Raw genomic sequence first — 16,395 nt, 5'->3', positions numbered from 1 at the left:
GGGGGGTTGACCGCCGGGGGGGGGCCGGGGCGGGGGGGGGGGGCGGGGGGGGGGGGGGCCCCCCCCCCCGGGGCCGCCCCCCGCGCCGTTGTGGTCAGCTGACCGCTTCGCGTACGGCGAAGGCCAGGTCTCCGGCGTCCGCGACCGGCCGCAGGTGGGCCTCGGGGACCGTCTCGTAGTCGGCGGCGGAGTAGGAACCGGAACCGTGGACGAGGATGTCGTCCATGCCCACCAGGTCGCGGTCGACAGCGTTGAGCACTCCGGTCACGGCCATCACCAGCGACCATTCGCGCAGGTGACGCGGGTCGGCGGGCAGATGGACGCCGGCGGGCGCGAGCAGGGAGCGTACGGTCGGGTAGCGGTCGAGGCACTCCGCGAGGGACACCACGATCCCGCCCCCGCCCTGGCGGCGGATGATCTCGTTCATGCGTGGCGAGGTGGCGGGCCGCCGGGTGTAGAAGGTCGCGTCGAGCTGCTCGTCGGGCGCGTAGGCGACCTGGGGGAAGTGCGGATCGTGGTCCTGCACGAACCGCCCGTCGCGCTCCGTCCAGTTCGGACGGTAGTCGAAGCGGTCGTGGTACAGGCTGGAGACCATGTCCGAGGTGCCCAGGTGCTGGATGAGGAAGTAGCCGGCCCCGGTGTCCGGCCACGGCCTGCCGGTGATGTGCCGTTGCCCGTGGAAGTGTCCGAGGAGCCCGAAGGCGCTGGACACGGAGTGGGCGTGCAGTCGCGGCACACTGGGCAGCCGGTCACGCTCGAACAGGGCCCGCGCGGTGTCGGCGACGGCGTAGTTGAGCAGCTCCAGCGAGTGCCACAGCCGCACGCCGTGCTGCCGGTGCAGGGCGGGAGAGAGCGTGTCGGTGACGGTGCGGGCGAGTTCCTTGACCCTGCCGGGTTCGGCGGTGTCCAGCACGGTCAGCGGGTTGCCGCGGCGCAGGTCCGGATCGTCGGACAGGGCGGAGCGCCACAGCTTGGCGCGTGAGGAGGAGGGGACCACACAGGCGATCCCCAGGTTCTGCGGGGTGGCCAGGCCGCACTCGTGGGCGCGGAGCACGGCGTCCCGGAGCGCGGTCGCCTTGTTGGCGCTGGACGGGGTGAGGATGACGACCCGTTCGCCGGTGCGTTCGATGTGCGCGACCGCCCGCGCGACGATCACCAGGGAGGCGTACGTCTTGGTGGTACGGGTGCGCGGGTTGTGCATCAGGTTCAGCAGTTCCACGCGGCGGCCCCGGTGCTCGGTCACGGGGTGGGCGCTGATCGTGCTGGGGGTGAAGAAGGCGTCCAGTGCGGGGCTGGGGCGTGGCAGTTCCCAGCGCGGGGCGAAGGCCGCCGGGTCGTGGTGGGCCTCCTTCGCGGTGTCGTCGAGCACGCGGCGCAGTTCCGCGTCGTAGTGGGCCAGGGATGCGGGGAGTTCTGTCTGACCGGTCGTCAGGGGCGGGGCCGAGGTCACGAGGCGGCTCCTTCGAGCAACTGGTCGCCCCGGACCAACCGCGCGGCGTCCGCCTCGTCGGGCACGTGGGCCGGGTCGGCGCCCGTGTGCTTCGGCCGGTTGTGCCGGTCGACGAACACCACGTCGGGCGTCAGCGTTCTGGCCTCCTCGTCGCTGACGGTGGCGTACGCGATGATGATCACCAGGTCGCCGACGGAGATGAGGCGAGCGGCGGCGCCGTTGATCCCCACCACTCCGCTGCCGCGGGCGCCCTCGATCACATAGGTGGTGAGCCGGTTGCCGTTGTCGATGTCGACGATGTCGACCTGCTCACCAGGTAACAGGCCGGCGGCGTCCATCAGGTCGCGGTCCAGCGTGAGGGAGCCGACATAGTGGAGGTCGGCCTGGGTGACGGTGGCGCGGTGGATCTTTCCGTGGAGCATGGTGCGGTGCACGGGGTTCTCCTTCTGTGGAGGATCAGGCCGCTATCTGGATGCGCCGCAGATGCCTGCTGCGGTCGGTGAACGCGTTGCGGGCGTGCAGCAACCGCCAGTTGTCCCAGACCAGCATGTCGTTGCGCTGATAGGTGATGGCGACGTGGTCCTCCTCGAAAGCCGGCTTCCAGCGCTCCTGGAGCTCCGCGGCGGGATCGTCGTCGTCCCGCAGCAGGTTGTTGCAACTGAAGCGGACGATGAGTCCCTTCTCGTTCTCCTCCAGGATCGGGTGCCGGGTCTTGAGGTCCAGCCCGAGGCGTTGGACGCCTTCGGTGGTCTTCCAGTCGTAGGTGCGGTCGAGCAGCCGCTCGCGCTCCTCGTCCGGCAGTCCCTGGATCCAGGGCCGGGTGTCGCACAGCGTGGTCTCGCCGCCGGGGCCGGAGGCCGGGGTGACGCACCACAGGGCGATGTAGCGGGGCGGCAGGACGGCGAAGTCGTACCCCTCGGTGTGCGGGGTCAGCGGGCGGGTGTTGCCCGCGTGGTAGACGTCGTCCATGCCGGGCTCGGGGCGGACGTCGCCGACCACCGCGCCGGTGTAGTTGGGCACGAAGCTGCCCAATTCCCGGCAGAATTTGACCTGGTCGAAGGTGTCCGGGACGTTGCACATCAGGACGTATCCGTGCTCGTCCATCAGTTGGTGGAAGGTTTTCGCCAGCAGCTCGTCGCTCAACGGATTTCCGTTGAAGTCGAGCTGCGAAAGTATGCTCAGGGGGGAGTGTGACAAGGCTGCTCCAAGGGCGTGTTTCCTGCGGCGTTGAAGGCGCTGACGCCACCTAGGAGTTGCTTTCGCGTGCCGGAAGGGCATGGGTCGCAATGCCTTCCTCGGGCGGCGACAGGATTCTTTCCGGGAGACCCTTCCGGTGCGGTTCTCCAGCACGATAGGCCGAGCCACGGGGATCAAGTCAATGCCTGGAGGCGGTCGTTATTCGGTCACGGGCGGCGACTGATCCATTCCTTGCTCATCCCCCTGAAGCAGCAGCCCAGCCATGATGACGCCAAAGATCAGGCCCGTGTCTTCCTCCGCACTCGATGGCCGGTTCGCATCATCCCCACGGACCCGTGAATAACCCGGTGCAACAGGGGTACTCAAGCTGCGGCCGTCTGTTCGTTTGTTCGTTCCCGCGTCAGAAAGGCGCTGGGCATTACCCGCGCGCCGAACCCTCGGGTAGCTTTCTTGCCGGGGTGTCGACGCCGTCGTGCAGCGCGATTTCCGACCCCTCCGCACTAGGTGCGGGACAGGTGTGAACGGGACGGAGAACAAGTGAGCAACCGCAGTGCGCCGAAGTCCGGGACCGTGTCCGAAGCCGACGTGGAGAAAGCCCCCCGCAAGGAGCTCGGGGCCGTAAGGAAATTGCTGTACTCCGAGGCGGTGTCGGCCTTCGGCGGCGGCCTGTGGTTCAGCATGTGGGCCGTCTACCTGACGTCGGTCAAGGAAATCCCCGCCGCCTCCATGGGCCTGGCCATGGGACTCGGCGGCGGCATCGGCCTCTTCGCCGCCGTACCGGTCGGCGCCCTCGCCGACCGGCACGGCGCCCGACAAGTGTTCGTCGCCGTCAGCCTCACGCGCGGATTACTGGTGCTGCTCTTCCTGACCACCAACGGCTTCTGGAGCCTGTTGGTGGTCGCCGCGATGTTCACCGCCGCCGAGACGTCCGGCCGAGGCGTGAAGGTCACCCTGGTCTACCTCCTGATGCCGGAACACCGGCGCCTGACCGTGCTGGCCCAGGCCCGGGTCGTCCAGCACATCACCTACGCCGCGGGCGCGGGCCTCGCCGCATGGGTCCTGTCCACCGACACGGCCGGCCCCTACTACGCCGCACTGACCGCCGTGGCCCTCTCCGCCTTCCTGTCGGCCACAGTCCTCGTCGGCCTGCCACCCACCCCGACCGTGCCCGCCGCACACCGCAGCTCCGGCACCCGCGCCGTACGCGACATCCCCTACCTGACCCTGATGAGCACCACCGCACTGCTCTCCCTGTGCTGGCCGCTCCTCTCCAGCGGGCTTCCCCTGTGGCTGAAGTACCAGACCGCCGCTCCGGTGTGGCTGGCGCCGGTGACCGTCGTCATCAGCTCCCTGTTCATCGCCCTCTACCAAGTACGCGTGACCCGGCAGGGAAAGCGCCTGCGCGGCGCGGTCCGCTCAACCCGGAAAGCCGGAATCGCCCTGGCCGTCTGCTGCCTGCTGCTCGCCGCCGCGGCCTGGCCCGCGAGCGCCCTGCTCTCCTCCCTCATCGTCCTGGCCGGGCTCGCCGCACACATCTACGGCGAACTGCACTACGTCGCTTCCCGCTGGGGCCTCTCCCTGCGCCTGATGCGCCGCGACGCCGAGGGCGAGTACCAAGGACTTGCGGCGAGCACCGAAGGGGCGGTGGCCACCATGGGACCGGCCATGATCACCACCCTCGTCACCGGAGCGCTGGTCGGTGGCTGGGCCGTGCTCGCCGTGATCTTCGTGGCAGCCGCCGCGCCTACGACGACGTTGTGCCGGCGGGCGTTACGGGCGTCTGGGGCGGGGGGTGGGGGCGGTTCGGCGCCGGGGGAGGGGGGCGGGCGATGAGGGGAGGGAGTGGGGTGCGGTCGGGCGTGTCGGCACCGGTGGCTTACGGCGCCGGGGGGATGGACCGTGGATGGCTTCCATCCTGCAGGGTGGGCGGGGCGGATCCGGGACTTGACGACGCCGCTGTGCGGCAGGTTTGCGACACGTTTCTCAGGCGCACGTGTCGCGCCTCACCATTCCCGTTACCTGCGGCCATTTCGGCGTCTCATGCCCCCAGGGGCGCCGTTGCTACGAGTATGTGATCGCCGCGATCCTCCGCTTGCGCCCGGCCTGGCCGGGACGGCGAAGCCCTTCACGTCACCGGGCTGATTCCTGTGCCCTCTGGCCCAAAATGACCTCGTTGTCCCCTCCTGCGCTGCACCAGTCTGGCGTGCGCACGGCGCACCAACGCCGTGCCCTTTCCTGTCCTCGTGCAGGGCCTACGCGCCCACGCCCGGCTTCGGCATGATCGGCTCATGGACGCCCACCCGCACACCTACCTGGAGACCCCGCGCCTGCTTCTGCGCCGGTTCACCGCTGACGACGCTGAACTGCTGATCGAGCTGGACAGTGACCCGGCGGTGATGCGCTACCTGAGCGGCGGCACCCCCACCGCGCCGGAACGCGTCCGCGAGCGCATCCTGCCCGCCATCCTCGCCGGGTATCAGAAGTGGGGCGGTGACCTCGGGATGTTCGCCGCGCACGAGAGGGACGGCGGCGCATTCGTCGGCTGGTTCATCCTCCGCCCCGCTCCGCACGGGCCGCTCGACGAGGTCGAACTCGGCTACCGGCTGCGGCAGGACGCGTGGGGCAACGGGTACGCCACCGAGGGCTCGCGAGCGTTGCTGGCCAAGGCGTTCACGGAGCTGGGTGTGCGCAAGGTCTGGGCCGACACGTTGGCCGTGAACGCCTCCTCCCGCAAGGTCCTGCGGAAGTTGGGCATGACGCATACGGGCGTCGTACCCGTGCCCCCGGGCATGTTGGCGATCGAGGGCGCCGAGCACGGGGCTGTGCGGTACGAGATGACCCGGCCCTGACGCGGTGCTCGCGGGAGGGGGGCTCGCATCGCCCGGCCCGGATGTAGACGTTCCGGAAGTCTCACGATTGATGGCAGCGGGCCGGACGGTGGCAATGGGCGCCGCACCCAGCCGGGCTTCGTTCAGTTCAACACTGGCGACGACGAGGGCGAGGACTTCCGCTACAAGGCCCAGCCCCCTGCGTGGCAGCGACAGGTGTTGGCCATTTCGTGCGGACCGGGTGCGTCTTGGCGGCGGCCACAGTGGCGAGGGAGGGATAGTCCTCCAACGGCCCGAACTACTTCTCTCCGGGCGCGAAGTCTTCCAGGAAGTAGCTGTCGTGCCGGATGCGGAACTGCTTGAGTTCCTCACCGCCGCGCTGCGTCATCTCCGCAACCCGCTCAAAGTACTCCTCGCGTGGGGCTCCGGGGGAGAAGAGCATGAGCATGGACATGGGCTCGGAGGTCACGTTCTTGAAGGCGTGCAGGCCGCCGACCGGTACGTACAGGAAGTCGCCCGCGCGGCCCGTGACCCACTTCTCGCCGTTGTAGAGCTCCAGTTCGCCGGAGAGGATGTAGAAGGACTCCGACATCGCCTTGTGGAAGTGGGTCTGTGCTCCAGCGGACCGTGCGCTCAACTCCACTTTGTACAAGCCGAATTCGCCGCCGGTCGACTTGTCGGTCGCGAGGTAGTGGGTGGAGGCGCTGGGGGATGAGATGTCCGGCGGGGTGTCGGCCGGGCGGAAGGCCGCGTTCACTTCGCCCTTGGTGCCGTGGTAGCGGGGTTCCGGGTAGTCGAGGTATTCGGGGTACGACATGATGCGCTCCTCTTGGCAGGTCTCCACCAGCATGGTGGCTGCTGCCTCCAGAAGCTGGCATCGGGCTTTCGGTCGGTCTCGGGATGACCTGGGCTGAGGACCGGGGACCTAGGCGTATTGACGCGCAGCGTTGCTGACGCGTTGACGCGGCTGATCGGTGGGTGGCCGCCGAGACGGGAACTGATGTCAAGCTCAGACGCCGGTTGCGATGGCCATGCCTCACAAGGTCGGCCCGGTTCAGTACCCCATCGAGCTCGTTGCCAGGCCTTGAAACTAGGAGGGCCCTGGGGTCGTAGCTCTCGAGTGCATCACTGGCTGGGGTATCGATGATGTTTGTGGAGCGACCCGAAACTTCTGTTACCCGGTGACCGGAATGTCCGCCTAGGTTCGTCCGTAGTAGGTGATCGCGTCGATCGCCAGTGAGTGACGTGAAGGAGTGCGGAGCATGACGGAGAACACGCTGCTGGACAAGGTCGCCGTTGTCGGCGGTGGCGAGAAGAACCTGGGCGGGCTGATCAGCAGGACATTCGCGGAGGCCGGGGCGAAGCTGGTCGTGCACTACCACAGCTCCGAGAGCGACGCCGAGGAGACCGTGAGGGCGATCAGGGAGGCCGGAGGCCAGGCCGTCTCCGTCCAGGGGGACCTGACGAAGGTCGCCGACGTACGGCGGCTCTTCGACACGGCGGTGGACACCTACGGCGGCGCCGACATCGCGGTCAACACCACCGGGATGGTGCTGCGTAAGCCGATCCTGGAGACCACCGAGGAGGAGTACGACCGCATGTTCGCCATCAACGCCAAGGCCGCGTACTTCTTCATCCAGGAGGCGGGGCGCCGACTGAACGACCACGGCAAGATCATCAGCCTGGGCACGTCGCTGCTGGCCGCCTTCACCGACGGCTACTCCACCTATGCCGGCGGCAAGGCGCCCCTGGAGCATTTCACCCGGGCGGCGGCCAAGGAGTTCGCGGATCGCGGGATCTCCGTGAACACGGTGGCTCCGGGCCCGATGGACACGCCGTTCTTCTATCCGCAGGAGACTCCGGAGCGGGTCGAGTTTCACAAGTCGCAGGCGATGGGCAATCAGCTCACCCACATCCAGGACATCGTCCCGGTCGTCAGGTTCCTGGCCACCGAAGGCTGGTGGTTCACCGGTCAGACGATGTTCCCCAACGGCGGTTACACCACCCGTTGACCGCATGCTTCCGCGATGCTCTTCCGGGGGGGCGTGGCTCTCCCGTCCGGCTCACAGCCAGCGGGCGAGCCACGCTGGTGGTACCAGGGAATGCGTACAACGCGTGAACACAACACCGATGCCGCCCAAGCCACCGAGCACGCGAGCACGCGAGCACGAACGAGCCGGGCGGATCGGCGCCCGTGCGGTCCGGACGGGCGGGCAGGACGGAGTCGGCCAGTGACGACGGCCGAGCGTGAAAGGAAGACGTGATGAGCGGCCAGGCTGATGCCACCCCGATCGGACCACTGCGACGGGTGATGCGCGGACGGGACCCGGGGGAGGAGCACCGGGCGTCGACACCGTTGGAGCTGTTGTTCGACCTGACCTTCGTGGTCGCCGTCTCCCAGGCCGCAGCCCAGCTTCATCACGCCCTCGCCGAGGACCATGTCGGTTCCGGGCTGGCCGCCTATGCGGCAGTGTTCTTCGCGATCTGGTGGGCGTGGATGAACTTCACCTGGTTCGCCTCCGCCTACGACACCGACGATGTCCCCTACCGGCTACTGACCCTGCTGCAGATGGCCGGCGTACTCGTACTGGCATCAGGCGTGGCCGCCGTGTTCGAGGACGGTGACTTCACAATCGTCGTGGCCGGTTACGTGGTGATGCGGGTCGCGATGGTCGCCCAGTGGCTGCGCGCCGCCGTCGAGCACCCGGAGGGCCGCAGCGGCGCGCTGCGCTACGCCATCGGTATCACCGTGGTGCAGATCTGCTGGGTCGCCCGCCTGTGGACAGACGGCGCCTGGGCCTGGACCACCTTCCTAATACTGGTCGCGGCCGAGCTGGCCGTACCGGCATGGGCCGAGTACCGGGGTCACCCCACCGGTTGGCACCCCGGGCACATTGCCGAGCGCTACAGCCTCTTCACCATCATCGTCCTGGGCGAGGTGATTCTCGGCTCGCTCGCCGCCGTCCGCTCCGCCGTGACGGACCGCGGCCTGTCCGCAACCGTTCTCCTGATCGCGATCGGCGGCCTGCTGCTCGTCTTCGCCCTGTGGTGGATCTACTTCACCGGGAACGAAGCCGCACTGACCACCCTGCGCACCGCCTTGGTCTGGGGATATGGCCATTACGTGGTCTTCGCCGCACCGGCCGCGATCGGCGCCGGCCTGGAGGCGGCTCTGGACGCCGCCGAACACCACGAACACCTCTCCGCCCGGGGAGCAGGACTGGCGGTCGCCATCCCCGTGGCGATCGTGCTCCTGACACTGGGAGCACTGCACCGGGCCACCCGTACCGGAGCGGTGGGACATTCCCTGCTGGTGGTCGCCGGGGCGCTGGTGGTGCTGGCTGTGGGCTTCAGCGCACCCGCCATGGGAATCGGCGGCGCCGTCCTGGGCATGGGCCTGGCGGTGGCCGCCACGCTGGCAGCCAATCTCTTCACCGTTCGCCATCGAGCCGAGAGGTCTTGAGGTGCGCCTCGACCTGAACAAACTGGACCACCTGATCGCCGTTGCCGAAGAAGGCAGCCTCACCCGCGCCGCCGCCCGGCTCCACCTGTCCCAGCAGGCCCTGTCCACCTCCATCCAGGTCCTCGAACGCGAAGTCGGCGTTCCGCTGCTGGAGCGCGGCAGCACCGGCGTCACCGTACTTCCCGCCGGAGCGGCCCTGCTCGAGGACGCCCGCGTCCTCCAGGGCATGACCGCCACCGCCCTGCGCCGCGCCCGGCGCATCGGACGCGGCGAGACCCAGACGCTCCGCATCGGCTACACCCCCGCCGTCACCGGCGACGAACTCGTCACCCTGCTCGCCCCGGTGAGCGACACCCACCCCGACATCACCCCCGAGATCCACCAGCGCTACCCCTCCGAACTGACCGCCGCCCTCCTCGCCGGCGACCTCGACATCGGCCTGTGCCGCGGGATGACGCCGGCTCACGGCCTGACCCGCACCACCCTCGGCCACCAACGCCTGCACATAGCCGTCGCCTCCGACCACCCCCTGGCCGACCGCACATCCGTGGCACTTCCCGAACTCGCCCACGAAACCTTCCTGGTCTGGGGCGCTCCCGGCCGCTCCGGCTACACCGACCTCCTCATCGACCACTGCCGCGATGCCGGCTTCGAACCGAATACCGAACGCACCGCCCGCCAGGGAACACCTCCCATCACAGCCGTCCTCGGCACCCGCCACATCGCCTTCGTCACCACACCACCGGGCCCAGCGGCGGGCGGCAAAGCGCACGTCCTCGCCCTCGAACCCCCCATCCACGCGCCACTCCACGCCCTCTACCTCCCCCACACCACGTCTCCAGGCCGCACCACCTTCCTCACCCACGTGAGGTTGTGAGAACGAACCGTCCGGGACACAGGGCAAGGGCCTGCGGCGGCGTGCGCAGGCTCCCCGTCGGCGCCGCGGGAGTGCGCAGGTGCCTCTGGACCGGTGACTGATGCGACGGCGATCGACGGTGCTCTCATCGGCCCCTTGGCCAGCCACTGGGGCACCACCTGGCCTTCGGGCCGCCTGTTGGGGCGAGGTCCACCTCTCCCTCCAGCCGGTGCGGGCGAGGCCGGAGCTCGGACCGGCCTGATCGGGCAAGGTGTGCGCCGCGGCGGTGGTTGATCTGCTGGCCGAACAAGCTGCGCGGCACTCCTCTGACCGGCGTTACGGTTACGTGGCACCGCAGCGCGCCGGGCGCGGGACATGCGGGACCGGGCCGGATCGGGGTAGGCGGCGTAATGACACTCCCTAGACCCCGGAGGTAGGCAATGACGACCCGCGCAACCCGGCCCGCTGCCGACCGGCAACCAGCAGACGGCCCGACTCAGGCCGCCGCCCTGCGAGCGGAGATCGACCGACTGAAGGAGGCGGTCGGTGCGCGCGCCGACGTCGACCGAGCCGTCGGCGTCCTCATGGCCGCCGCCCGTATCCCGCCCGCGAGCGCCTTCACCGTCCTGCGCGCAACCGCTCAGCGCACCGACACCGAACTCGGCCACCTCGCCGTCCTGCTCACTCAGTGGGGCCGCACCCGCAGCCTCCCCACGAAGATTCGGACCGAACTTCGCGACCAGTTGCGCCAGCAGCAAGACGTGATCGGTACGCGAAACGGCGCGTACGTGGAGTAGGCACCGGGCCGACCGGCGCGACACGCTCGCCCGCACCACAGGGATGGCCTGGCACACGACGAACAGCCCTGCGGCCGCTGGGAACGGGACGGCGTCCGCGCGTCCGGCCGAACTGCCGCCCGGCGTCACCCCTGTTCCCAGCAGAGTGCAGTGAACGCGCGCAGAACGATGCATGTACTGCTGATTCCGCGATGTTCCTGCGCTTTCCGACTCGGTGACGAAGCACCGGGGTCTCACGCCGCGGGCATCTCCACCTTCGCCGGTACGTTCCTCGGCGCCCCGACGCCGCGTCCTCGCCCGGTGCTGGGCGCCTGGCCGCCTTGGACCGTCGGCGAGTGGCTATGCGGGGTTGATGTCGAGGGCGGTGATGCCCGCGTCGTCGATGGTGAAGCGGTATGCGAGGTCGACGATGCCGCCGGGGAAGTTTCCCTCGACGCGCTGGTTCACGGTCCAGTTGTTCGGACCGCGTTGGACGGCGGCGGTGGGAGTGGTGGTGTAGGTGTACTCAGTCGAGGAGCGGTTGACCCAGTCGCGGATCTGTTCGCGGCCGCGATACGTGCTGCCGTCGTCGATGACGACTGCGGCAGGGGTGAAGCACTCGGCCGCTGCGGGGGCGTCGCCCCGGGCGTGCGCGTCGAGGTAGGTCTGGACGACCTTCGGCAGGTGTGCGAAGCCGGGCGGGGGCGCAGTCATCTCATTCTCCTTGTGCTGTGCTGGGGGGCACCGCCGGTGTGGGCTGTGGCCTAGATGGTGGGGACCGTGCCGCCGTCGATGGTGTGCTCGGCGCCGGTGATGGCACTGGCCCGGTCCGAGACGAGGAAGGTGACGAGTTCGGCCACCTCCTCGGGCTGGGCCGGGCGACCGAGGGGTATTCCGCCGAGGCCGGCCAGGACCTGCTCCCAGGCTTCCGCAGGCTCTATGCCCTGGGACTGGGCGATCCGGGTTACCAGGGCCGTGGCCGCCTCGGTCTCGATGGCTCCCGGAGAGACGACGTTGACGCGCACGTTGTGCGGGGCGAGCTCACGGGCGAGCCCCTTGCTGTAGGTGGTCAGCGCCGCCTTGGCCGCGGCATAGGCGAGTGTGGCGTCGAACAGTGGCAGGCGGCGCTGGATGGAGGAGACGTGGATGACGGCGCCCTGACCGGCCTGGCGCATCGCCGGCAGCAGCGCGCTGTCCAGGCGGACCGCGGCCAGCAGGTTCAGGGCGAGTTCGTCCCGCCAGTGGTCCTCGGACAGCGCGGCGAACCCTCCAGCGGGCGAGCTGGAACCGCCGAGGGTGTGCACAAGGATGTCCAAGGTGCCGAGCCGTTCACGTACCGCCGTGACGACGGTGTCGACGCCCTCGGGCGAGGTCAGGTCGGCGGCGATGAAGGAGTGTTCCGGGTCGGCGCCCGCGGGCACGGTGCGCGCGGTGGCGAGCACGGTGGCCCCGGCCGCGCGAAGACGTGCCGCGATCGCTGCACCGGTGCCCCGGCCCGCGCCGGTGACAAGAGCGAGCCGCCCCTCAAGCTCGCGACCGGGAGCGAGAGCAGGCGCAGCAGAAGGAGAAGGAGCGGGAGCAGAAGCATGAGATGTCGATGTCGATGTCGTGCTGGTCATGCCCGTGAGCGTGCGGCCTCCCGCGGCGGGAGGGGCAAGCCCGGCGACCCTCCCCCCAGGGGAGGGTGCACAGTAGGAGACGTGCTGACGATCGGTGAATTCGCCCGGATGACCCACCTGAGCGTGCGGACTCTGCGCCGCTACCACGAGGCGGGACTGCTGGAACCGGCCCAGGTGGATCCTTCGAGCGGCTACCGCTACTACGACGCCGCCCAGATCCCCACCGCGCAGGTGATCTTCCAACTGCGGGAGCTCGATGTACCCCTCGCCGACGTGCGACAGATCCTCCTCACTCCCGACCCGGCCGCCCGCGCGGCGCTCGTGGCCGAGCACCTGGAGCGGCTGGAGGAACAGTTGGCGCGTACCCAGGCGGCCGTCGCCTCCCTGCACCGGCTGCTGCGCCCGGAGCCGGCCGGTGTCACCGTCGAGCTGCGGCAGGTGCCCGTACAGATGGTGGCCGCGGTGGAAGCCACCGTCGCCGACACCGACGTGCTCGCCTGGTACGCCGGCGCGATGGCCGAGCTCGACGCGGTCGTCAGCCAACCCGAGGGGCCGCCCGGCGGGCTCTACGACAACGCGCTGTTCACTCACGGGCGCGGACACGTCCTCGTGCACGTCCCGATCGCCGCTCCCGTCCCGGCCGTGGGACGGGTCCGTAGCACCGAACTGCCGGCGGCGGAACTCGCGGTCGCCGTGCACGCGGGCGTCCACGACACGATCGAGGTGACCTACGGCGAGCTCGGCAGGTGGGTGGCCGACCACGCCCTCGCGGTGGCCGGGCCGGTGCGCGAGACCTACCTCCTCGGCCCGCGCGACACCCCGGACAGCGCCCGTTGGCGCACGGAGATCGGCTGGCCGGTATTCCGCGTCACCGGCACGGGATGAACGGCCGCTCGGGCAGGCTGGGATCGCGGCGTCCGATGCCCCAGGCCCAGACACTGGCGGCGAGACCGGCGAAGAGCGGAATGAGCAGCCACAGCAGGGCGCCCATGGTGTGAACCTCCTCCTATGCGTTGGGACGGATGGACGGATGGACGACGGACGGGCTGTCGGTGCGGCTCAGTTGGGCAGTTCCTTGGGCGCGCCGCCCGAGACGGCGATCTTGCGGGGCTTGGCGTGTGCGGCCAGCGGGATACGCAGCGTGAGGACGCCGTTGTCGTAGGCGGCCTCGGCGGCTGCGGTGTCCAAGGCGTCGGACAGGTCCAGGCGGCGGGTGAAGCGGCCGGCGGGCCGCTCAGTGAGTACGGGACGGGCGTCGGCCGGGATCGGGGAGGGCCGTTCGGCGGTCAGGGTCAGCGTGTGATGCTCCGTGGTCAGCTCGATGCTGGAACGGTCCATGCCGGGCAGATCGAACTGCAAGTAGAGAGCTTCGTCGTCGCGCCAGGCATCCGCGGCGATGACGGTGCCGTCCGAGGCGATGCTGTTCGCGAGCTGATGCGTGAGCCGGTCAAGATCACCCAACGCGCCCGTACGCGCAAGCATGCCCATTTTCTCCTTCCGGTAGGCGGGCCGCAGGGGCTGCGGTCCGCGGATCTGGTAACCGCCTATCCGTATAACCTGATCACAGGATTTCTGACAAGTCACCACTGCATGAAGTTGATGGTGTGCCGCTCAAGCTTCTATCACGCGTTGTGTGTACTGCTGTGCGGAAGTTGAGCCGATACTTGTCAACTTTCCGGCGCAGTGGTACATCAGAAGTGGAACTGATGAACGCAGGAACGAGGCAAAGGAGGGATGGCAAAATGCTGATGCGTACGGATCCCTTCCGCGAGCTCGACCGGCTCGTCGAGCGGGTCTGGGGCACGGCCGCACACCCGGCGAGCATGCCGCTGGATGCCTGGCGTGAGGGTGACACGTTCCTGGTCGAGCTGGACCTGCCAGGCGTGGACCCACAGTCGATCGACCTCGATGTCGAGCGCAACGTCCTGACGGTGAAGGCCGAGCGCAAGCCGGCGTACGGCGAGAGCAGCGAGGCAGTGGTGACCGAACGGCCGGCGGGGACGTTCAGCCGACAGCTGTTCCTCGGCGAGACCCTCGACACCGAGAAGATCGAAGCCTCCTACGACGCCGGTGTGCTGAGGCTGCGTGTCCCGGTCGCTGAGCAGGCCAAGCCGCGGAAGATCGCCATCGGCGGCGGGAGCGACCGCAAGGAACTGCACAGCTGACGCCGCAACCGTTCTCCCCTTCAAGGGCCCCGGGCATCAGTCCGGGGCCCTGACGCCAACCACCCGCCGACGGCTACGGCGACCTCACTGAACGCCGCCGGTTCCGGGAAGCGGCACTTGGGCGAGCACGGCTGGCGTTTTCCCGTACGCGCCGTCGGTGCTCGGATCAGCGACCGTCGGCTCGGCCGGGATGCGCCTGCATACCCTCTTCATCGAGCGCCAAGCCTCGTAAGATCGGCACCAGCGAGTCCCGCGCACCGGACAAGGAGCCGAAGAAAGGCGGTGGCCACGTGACCCTGCGACGTGAAGCCTTCCTCGAACAGGTGAAGGAACGCGGCGAATACGCAACGGAACACGAAGCCGAACGAGCGGCGCGCGTAGTCCTCGCCCTGCTGGGTGCACACCTGGTCGGCGAAGTGCGGGCCCAGTTGGCGGCGCGCCTGCCGGAAGGGTTCGCCCTGATCCTGCTCAACCCCCTGCAGAGTGCCGAGCCGCTGACACCGGAGAGGTTCGTACGGGCGACGGCAGCCTGGATCGAGGGAGCCACCGAGCAGACCGCCGCCTGGGACGTCAGCGCCGTCCTCAGCACTGTCGCCGACGCCGCCGACCACGACCTCATGGACCAGGTCCTGCTTCAGCTCCCGGCAGGCTACGACCTGCTGTTCGGCCGTCCTCAGCCCACCTGACCCACATCCGGTACGCCGCACACCCGCCGCGCACCGGATGCCGACGGCAAGGTCGGCGAGCAGTCGAGGGCAGCCCCCGGAGGCCACTTGCCCGACCGCTCCCATCCCGCACGACAAGATCGAGAACCATCCGCCCCCTGGCCGCGTCTCGGTTCACCGTCGGCTGACAGGCACCGATGACGATCAGAGCTGCGCGGCCGGGCGTGCGGCTGTGCTCATACGTCAGAAGACCGACAACCCCGTGAGCGTGGTGAAGAGGTCCAGCGCCGCCACTCCGGCCACGGAGTTGCCCCGTTCGTCCAGGCCGGGGCTCCATACGCACAGTGCGCAGCGGCCGGGCACGACGGCGATGATGCCGCCACCCACGCCGCTCTTGCCGGGCAGGCCGACGCGGTAGGCGAAGTCGCCGGCCGCGTCATAGGTTCCGCAGGTCAGCATGACGGCGTTGACCTGCTTGGCCTGGCTGCGGGTCAGCAGTCGGGTGCCGTCGGCGCGTACACCGTGCCGGGCCAGGACGGTGGCCGCCAGCGCGAGGTCGGCGCAGGATGCCGTGATCGAGCACTGGCGGAAGTACTGGTCGAGCAGGAGCGGGACAGGGTTGTCGATGTTGCCGTAGGAAGCCATGAAATGGCCGAGGGCGGCGTTACGGTCGCCGTGCGCGGCCTCCGAGGCGGCGACTGTCATGTCGAAATCGAGGTCCGGGTTCCCGCTCTCGGTGCGCAGCAGTTGCAGGAGTTCGCCCGCGGCGTCGCCCGTACGGGTGTGGAGGCGGTCGGTGACGACCAGGGCGCCGGCGTTGATGAACGGATTGCGCGGGATGCCGTTCTCGTACTCGAGCTGTACCAGGGAGTTGAACGGGTTGCCGGAAGGCTCGCGGCCCACGTGCTCCCACAGCTCGTCGCCCTCGTGGGCCAGGTCCAGGGCCAGGGTGAAGGCCTTGGTGATGGACTGCGCGGAGAACGGCTCGCGCCACTCGCCCACCCCGTGGACGGTGCCGTCCAGCTCGGCGACGGCCATGCCGAAGGCGCGCGGGTCGCGTGCGGCGAGCGCCGGGATGTAGTCGGCGGACCGCCCCCGGCCGGGCGTCCGTGCGATCTCCTCGGCAATCTGTTCCAGAACCTGCTGATAGTCCATCGTCGATGTCACGCCGTCCATTGTGCTCACGAGCCTCACGGGGCCGCGGTGTCACCCTCGTCGGTGAGGGCGCGACCGGGGATCTGGCCAGGACGCGAGTTGGTGCTCTGGTCCACGAGACGTGGGAGGAAGCGTCCACTCAATCTGACACGACCTCGTCGAAGCGTCCTGGTGTGGTGCGACTGGTGTGATGGTTGGGCCGTTCGTGCTGTGTGAGCACT

At 69.2% G+C, this 16,395-nt stretch carries 17 protein-coding genes and 1 pseudogene; 9 read left to right on the top strand and 9 right to left on the bottom strand.

From position 1 onward, the window contains the following. Positions 1 to 94: 94 nt before the first annotated feature. Genes ABZ877_RS35440 through ABZ877_RS35430 form a run of 3 tightly spaced genes read right to left on the bottom strand, consistent with a single transcriptional unit; the run spans position 95 to position 2,728 of the window. A complete protein-coding gene (locus ABZ877_RS35440) occupies positions 95 to 1,450 on the bottom strand; it encodes a DUF6002 family protein (RefSeq protein WP_361079922.1) in 1,356 nt (451 codons plus the stop codon). Continuing rightward, positions 1,447 to 1,884, bottom strand: coding sequence for an aspartate 1-decarboxylase (panD, locus tag ABZ877_RS35435; RefSeq protein WP_361079921.1), 438 nt, complete (start codon positions 1,882 to 1,884; stop codon positions 1,447 to 1,449). The genes ABZ877_RS35440 and panD overlap by 4 nt, the downstream gene beginning before the upstream one ends. 22 nt (positions 1,885 to 1,906) lie before the next feature. Then, positions 1,907 to 2,728, bottom strand: a complete 822-nt coding sequence (locus ABZ877_RS35430) for a TauD/TfdA family dioxygenase (RefSeq protein ID WP_361079919.1) — start codon at positions 2,726 to 2,728, stop codon at positions 1,907 to 1,909. 456 nt (positions 2,729 to 3,184) lie between these two features. Between ABZ877_RS35430 and ABZ877_RS35425 the strand changes: the two genes are divergently transcribed. After that, positions 3,185 to 4,480, top strand: a complete 1,296-nt coding sequence (locus ABZ877_RS35425; protein ID WP_361079917.1) for an MFS transporter — start codon at positions 3,185 to 3,187, stop codon at positions 4,478 to 4,480. 455 nt (positions 4,481 to 4,935) lie between these two features. Continuing rightward, on the top strand, positions 4,936 to 5,496 hold the full coding sequence (locus ABZ877_RS35420) for a GNAT family N-acetyltransferase (RefSeq protein ID WP_361079916.1): 561 nt from the start codon (positions 4,936 to 4,938) through the stop codon (positions 5,494 to 5,496). Between the two features lie 277 nt (positions 5,497 to 5,773). Here ABZ877_RS35420 and ABZ877_RS35415 read toward each other — a convergent pair whose 3' ends face one another. Further along, positions 5,774 to 6,292 (bottom strand): cupin domain-containing protein, encoded by a 519-nt coding sequence (locus ABZ877_RS35415; RefSeq protein WP_361079914.1) that lies wholly within the window; start codon positions 6,290 to 6,292, stop codon positions 5,774 to 5,776. Positions 6,293 to 6,737: 445 nt separating this feature from the next. Here ABZ877_RS35415 and ABZ877_RS35410 point away from each other — a divergent pair, with 445 nt between their 5' ends. The 4 genes from ABZ877_RS35410 (at position 6,738) to ABZ877_RS35395 (ending at position 10,591) form a co-directional block, all read left to right on the top strand. Continuing rightward, positions 6,738 to 7,487, top strand: coding sequence for an SDR family oxidoreductase (locus tag ABZ877_RS35410; RefSeq protein ID WP_361079912.1), 750 nt, complete (start codon positions 6,738 to 6,740; stop codon positions 7,485 to 7,487). 251 nt (positions 7,488 to 7,738) lie between these two features. Continuing rightward, positions 7,739 to 8,938 (top strand): low temperature requirement protein A, encoded by a 1,200-nt coding sequence (locus ABZ877_RS35405; protein ID WP_361079910.1) that lies wholly within the window; start codon positions 7,739 to 7,741, stop codon positions 8,936 to 8,938. 1 nt (position 8,939) lies between these two features. After that, positions 8,940 to 9,815: a LysR substrate-binding domain-containing protein gene (locus tag ABZ877_RS35400; protein ID WP_361079909.1), complete on the top strand. Its 876-nt coding sequence runs from the start codon at positions 8,940 to 8,942 to the stop codon at positions 9,813 to 9,815. A 419-nt stretch (positions 9,816 to 10,234) separates the two neighbouring features. Then, positions 10,235 to 10,591 (top strand): ANTAR domain-containing protein, encoded by a 357-nt coding sequence (locus ABZ877_RS35395; protein WP_361079908.1) that lies wholly within the window; start codon positions 10,235 to 10,237, stop codon positions 10,589 to 10,591. Between the two features lie 339 nt (positions 10,592 to 10,930). Here the strand turns inward: ABZ877_RS35395 and ABZ877_RS35390 are convergent, their stop codons facing one another. Together ABZ877_RS35390 and ABZ877_RS35385 are read right to left on the bottom strand one after the other, a co-directional pair. Further along, positions 10,931 to 11,284 (bottom strand): nuclear transport factor 2 family protein, encoded by a 354-nt coding sequence (locus ABZ877_RS35390; RefSeq protein ID WP_361079906.1) that lies wholly within the window; start codon positions 11,282 to 11,284, stop codon positions 10,931 to 10,933. A 50-nt stretch (positions 11,285 to 11,334) separates the two neighbouring features. Next, positions 11,335 to 12,102, bottom strand: a pseudogene (locus tag ABZ877_RS35385) (SDR family oxidoreductase); the annotation flags it as partial. Positions 12,103 to 12,270: 168 nt separating this feature from the next. Here ABZ877_RS35385 and ABZ877_RS35380 point away from each other — a divergent pair. Further along, positions 12,271 to 13,074: a MerR family transcriptional regulator gene (locus tag ABZ877_RS35380; protein WP_361079904.1), complete on the top strand. Its 804-nt coding sequence runs from the start codon at positions 12,271 to 12,273 to the stop codon at positions 13,072 to 13,074. Here the strand turns inward: ABZ877_RS35380 and ABZ877_RS35375 are convergent. Then, positions 13,058 to 13,180: a hypothetical protein gene (locus ABZ877_RS35375; protein ID WP_361079902.1), complete on the bottom strand. Its 123-nt coding sequence runs from the start codon at positions 13,178 to 13,180 to the stop codon at positions 13,058 to 13,060. The two genes, ABZ877_RS35380 and ABZ877_RS35375, sit on opposite strands and share 17 nt — an antisense overlap. 68 nt (positions 13,181 to 13,248) lie before the next feature. Continuing rightward, the gene (locus ABZ877_RS35370; RefSeq protein WP_361079900.1) at positions 13,249 to 13,671 is read right to left on the bottom strand and encodes an Hsp20 family protein; all 423 of its coding nucleotides are present in this window, start codon (positions 13,669 to 13,671) and stop codon (positions 13,249 to 13,251) included. Between the two features lie 260 nt (positions 13,672 to 13,931). Between ABZ877_RS35370 and ABZ877_RS35365 the strand changes: the two genes are divergently transcribed. Further along, positions 13,932 to 14,354, top strand: coding sequence for an Hsp20/alpha crystallin family protein (locus ABZ877_RS35365; protein ID WP_361079898.1), 423 nt, complete (start codon positions 13,932 to 13,934; stop codon positions 14,352 to 14,354). A 290-nt stretch (positions 14,355 to 14,644) separates the two neighbouring features. Further along, positions 14,645 to 15,040, top strand: a complete 396-nt coding sequence (locus ABZ877_RS35360) for a DUF2267 domain-containing protein (protein ID WP_361079896.1) — start codon at positions 14,645 to 14,647, stop codon at positions 15,038 to 15,040. Positions 15,041 to 15,262: 222 nt separating this feature from the next. Here the strand turns inward: ABZ877_RS35360 and ABZ877_RS35355 are convergent, their stop codons facing one another. Further along, positions 15,263 to 16,195, bottom strand: coding sequence for a glutaminase (locus ABZ877_RS35355; RefSeq protein ID WP_361079932.1), 933 nt, complete (start codon positions 16,193 to 16,195; stop codon positions 15,263 to 15,265). Positions 16,196 to 16,395: the final 200 nt, after the last annotated feature.

It is taken from the genome of Streptomyces sp. NPDC046939, assembly GCF_040644575.1.
Lineage (GTDB): Bacteria > Actinomycetota > Actinomycetes > Streptomycetales > Streptomycetaceae > Streptomyces.
This window is presented reverse-complemented; position numbering and strand designations above follow the sequence as displayed.

Bases quoted from the DNA above. Each gene is read 5' to 3' on its own strand.
- ABZ877_RS35395 (WP_361079908.1), top strand. From the start codon at position 10,235: ATGACGACCCGCGCAACCCGGCCCGCTGCCGACCGGCAACCAGCAGAC.
- ABZ877_RS35390 (WP_361079906.1), bottom strand. From the start codon at position 11,284: ATGACTGCGCCCCCGCCCGGCTTCGCACACCTGCCGAAGGTCGTCCAG.
- ABZ877_RS35430 (WP_361079919.1), bottom strand. From the start codon at position 2,728: ATGCCCTTCCGGCACGCGAAAGCAACTCCTAGGTGGCGTCAGCGCCTT.
- ABZ877_RS35415 (WP_361079914.1), bottom strand. From the start codon at position 6,292: ATGTCGTACCCCGAATACCTCGACTACCCGGAACCCCGCTACCACGGC.
- ABZ877_RS35355 (WP_361079932.1), bottom strand. From the start codon at position 16,195: ATGGACGGCGTGACATCGACGATGGACTATCAGCAGGTTCTGGAACAG.
- ABZ877_RS35375 (WP_361079902.1), bottom strand. From the start codon at position 13,180: ATGGGCGCCCTGCTGTGGCTGCTCATTCCGCTCTTCGCCGGTCTCGCC.
- ABZ877_RS35410 (WP_361079912.1), top strand. From the start codon at position 6,738: ATGACGGAGAACACGCTGCTGGACAAGGTCGCCGTTGTCGGCGGTGGC.
- ABZ877_RS35405 (WP_361079910.1), top strand. From the start codon at position 7,739: ATGAGCGGCCAGGCTGATGCCACCCCGATCGGACCACTGCGACGGGTG.
- ABZ877_RS35420 (WP_361079916.1), top strand. From the start codon at position 4,936: ATGGACGCCCACCCGCACACCTACCTGGAGACCCCGCGCCTGCTTCTG.
- ABZ877_RS35370 (WP_361079900.1), bottom strand. From the start codon at position 13,671: ATGCTTGCGCGTACGGGCGCGTTGGGTGATCTTGACCGGCTCACGCAT.
- ABZ877_RS35365 (WP_361079898.1), top strand. From the start codon at position 13,932: ATGCTGATGCGTACGGATCCCTTCCGCGAGCTCGACCGGCTCGTCGAG.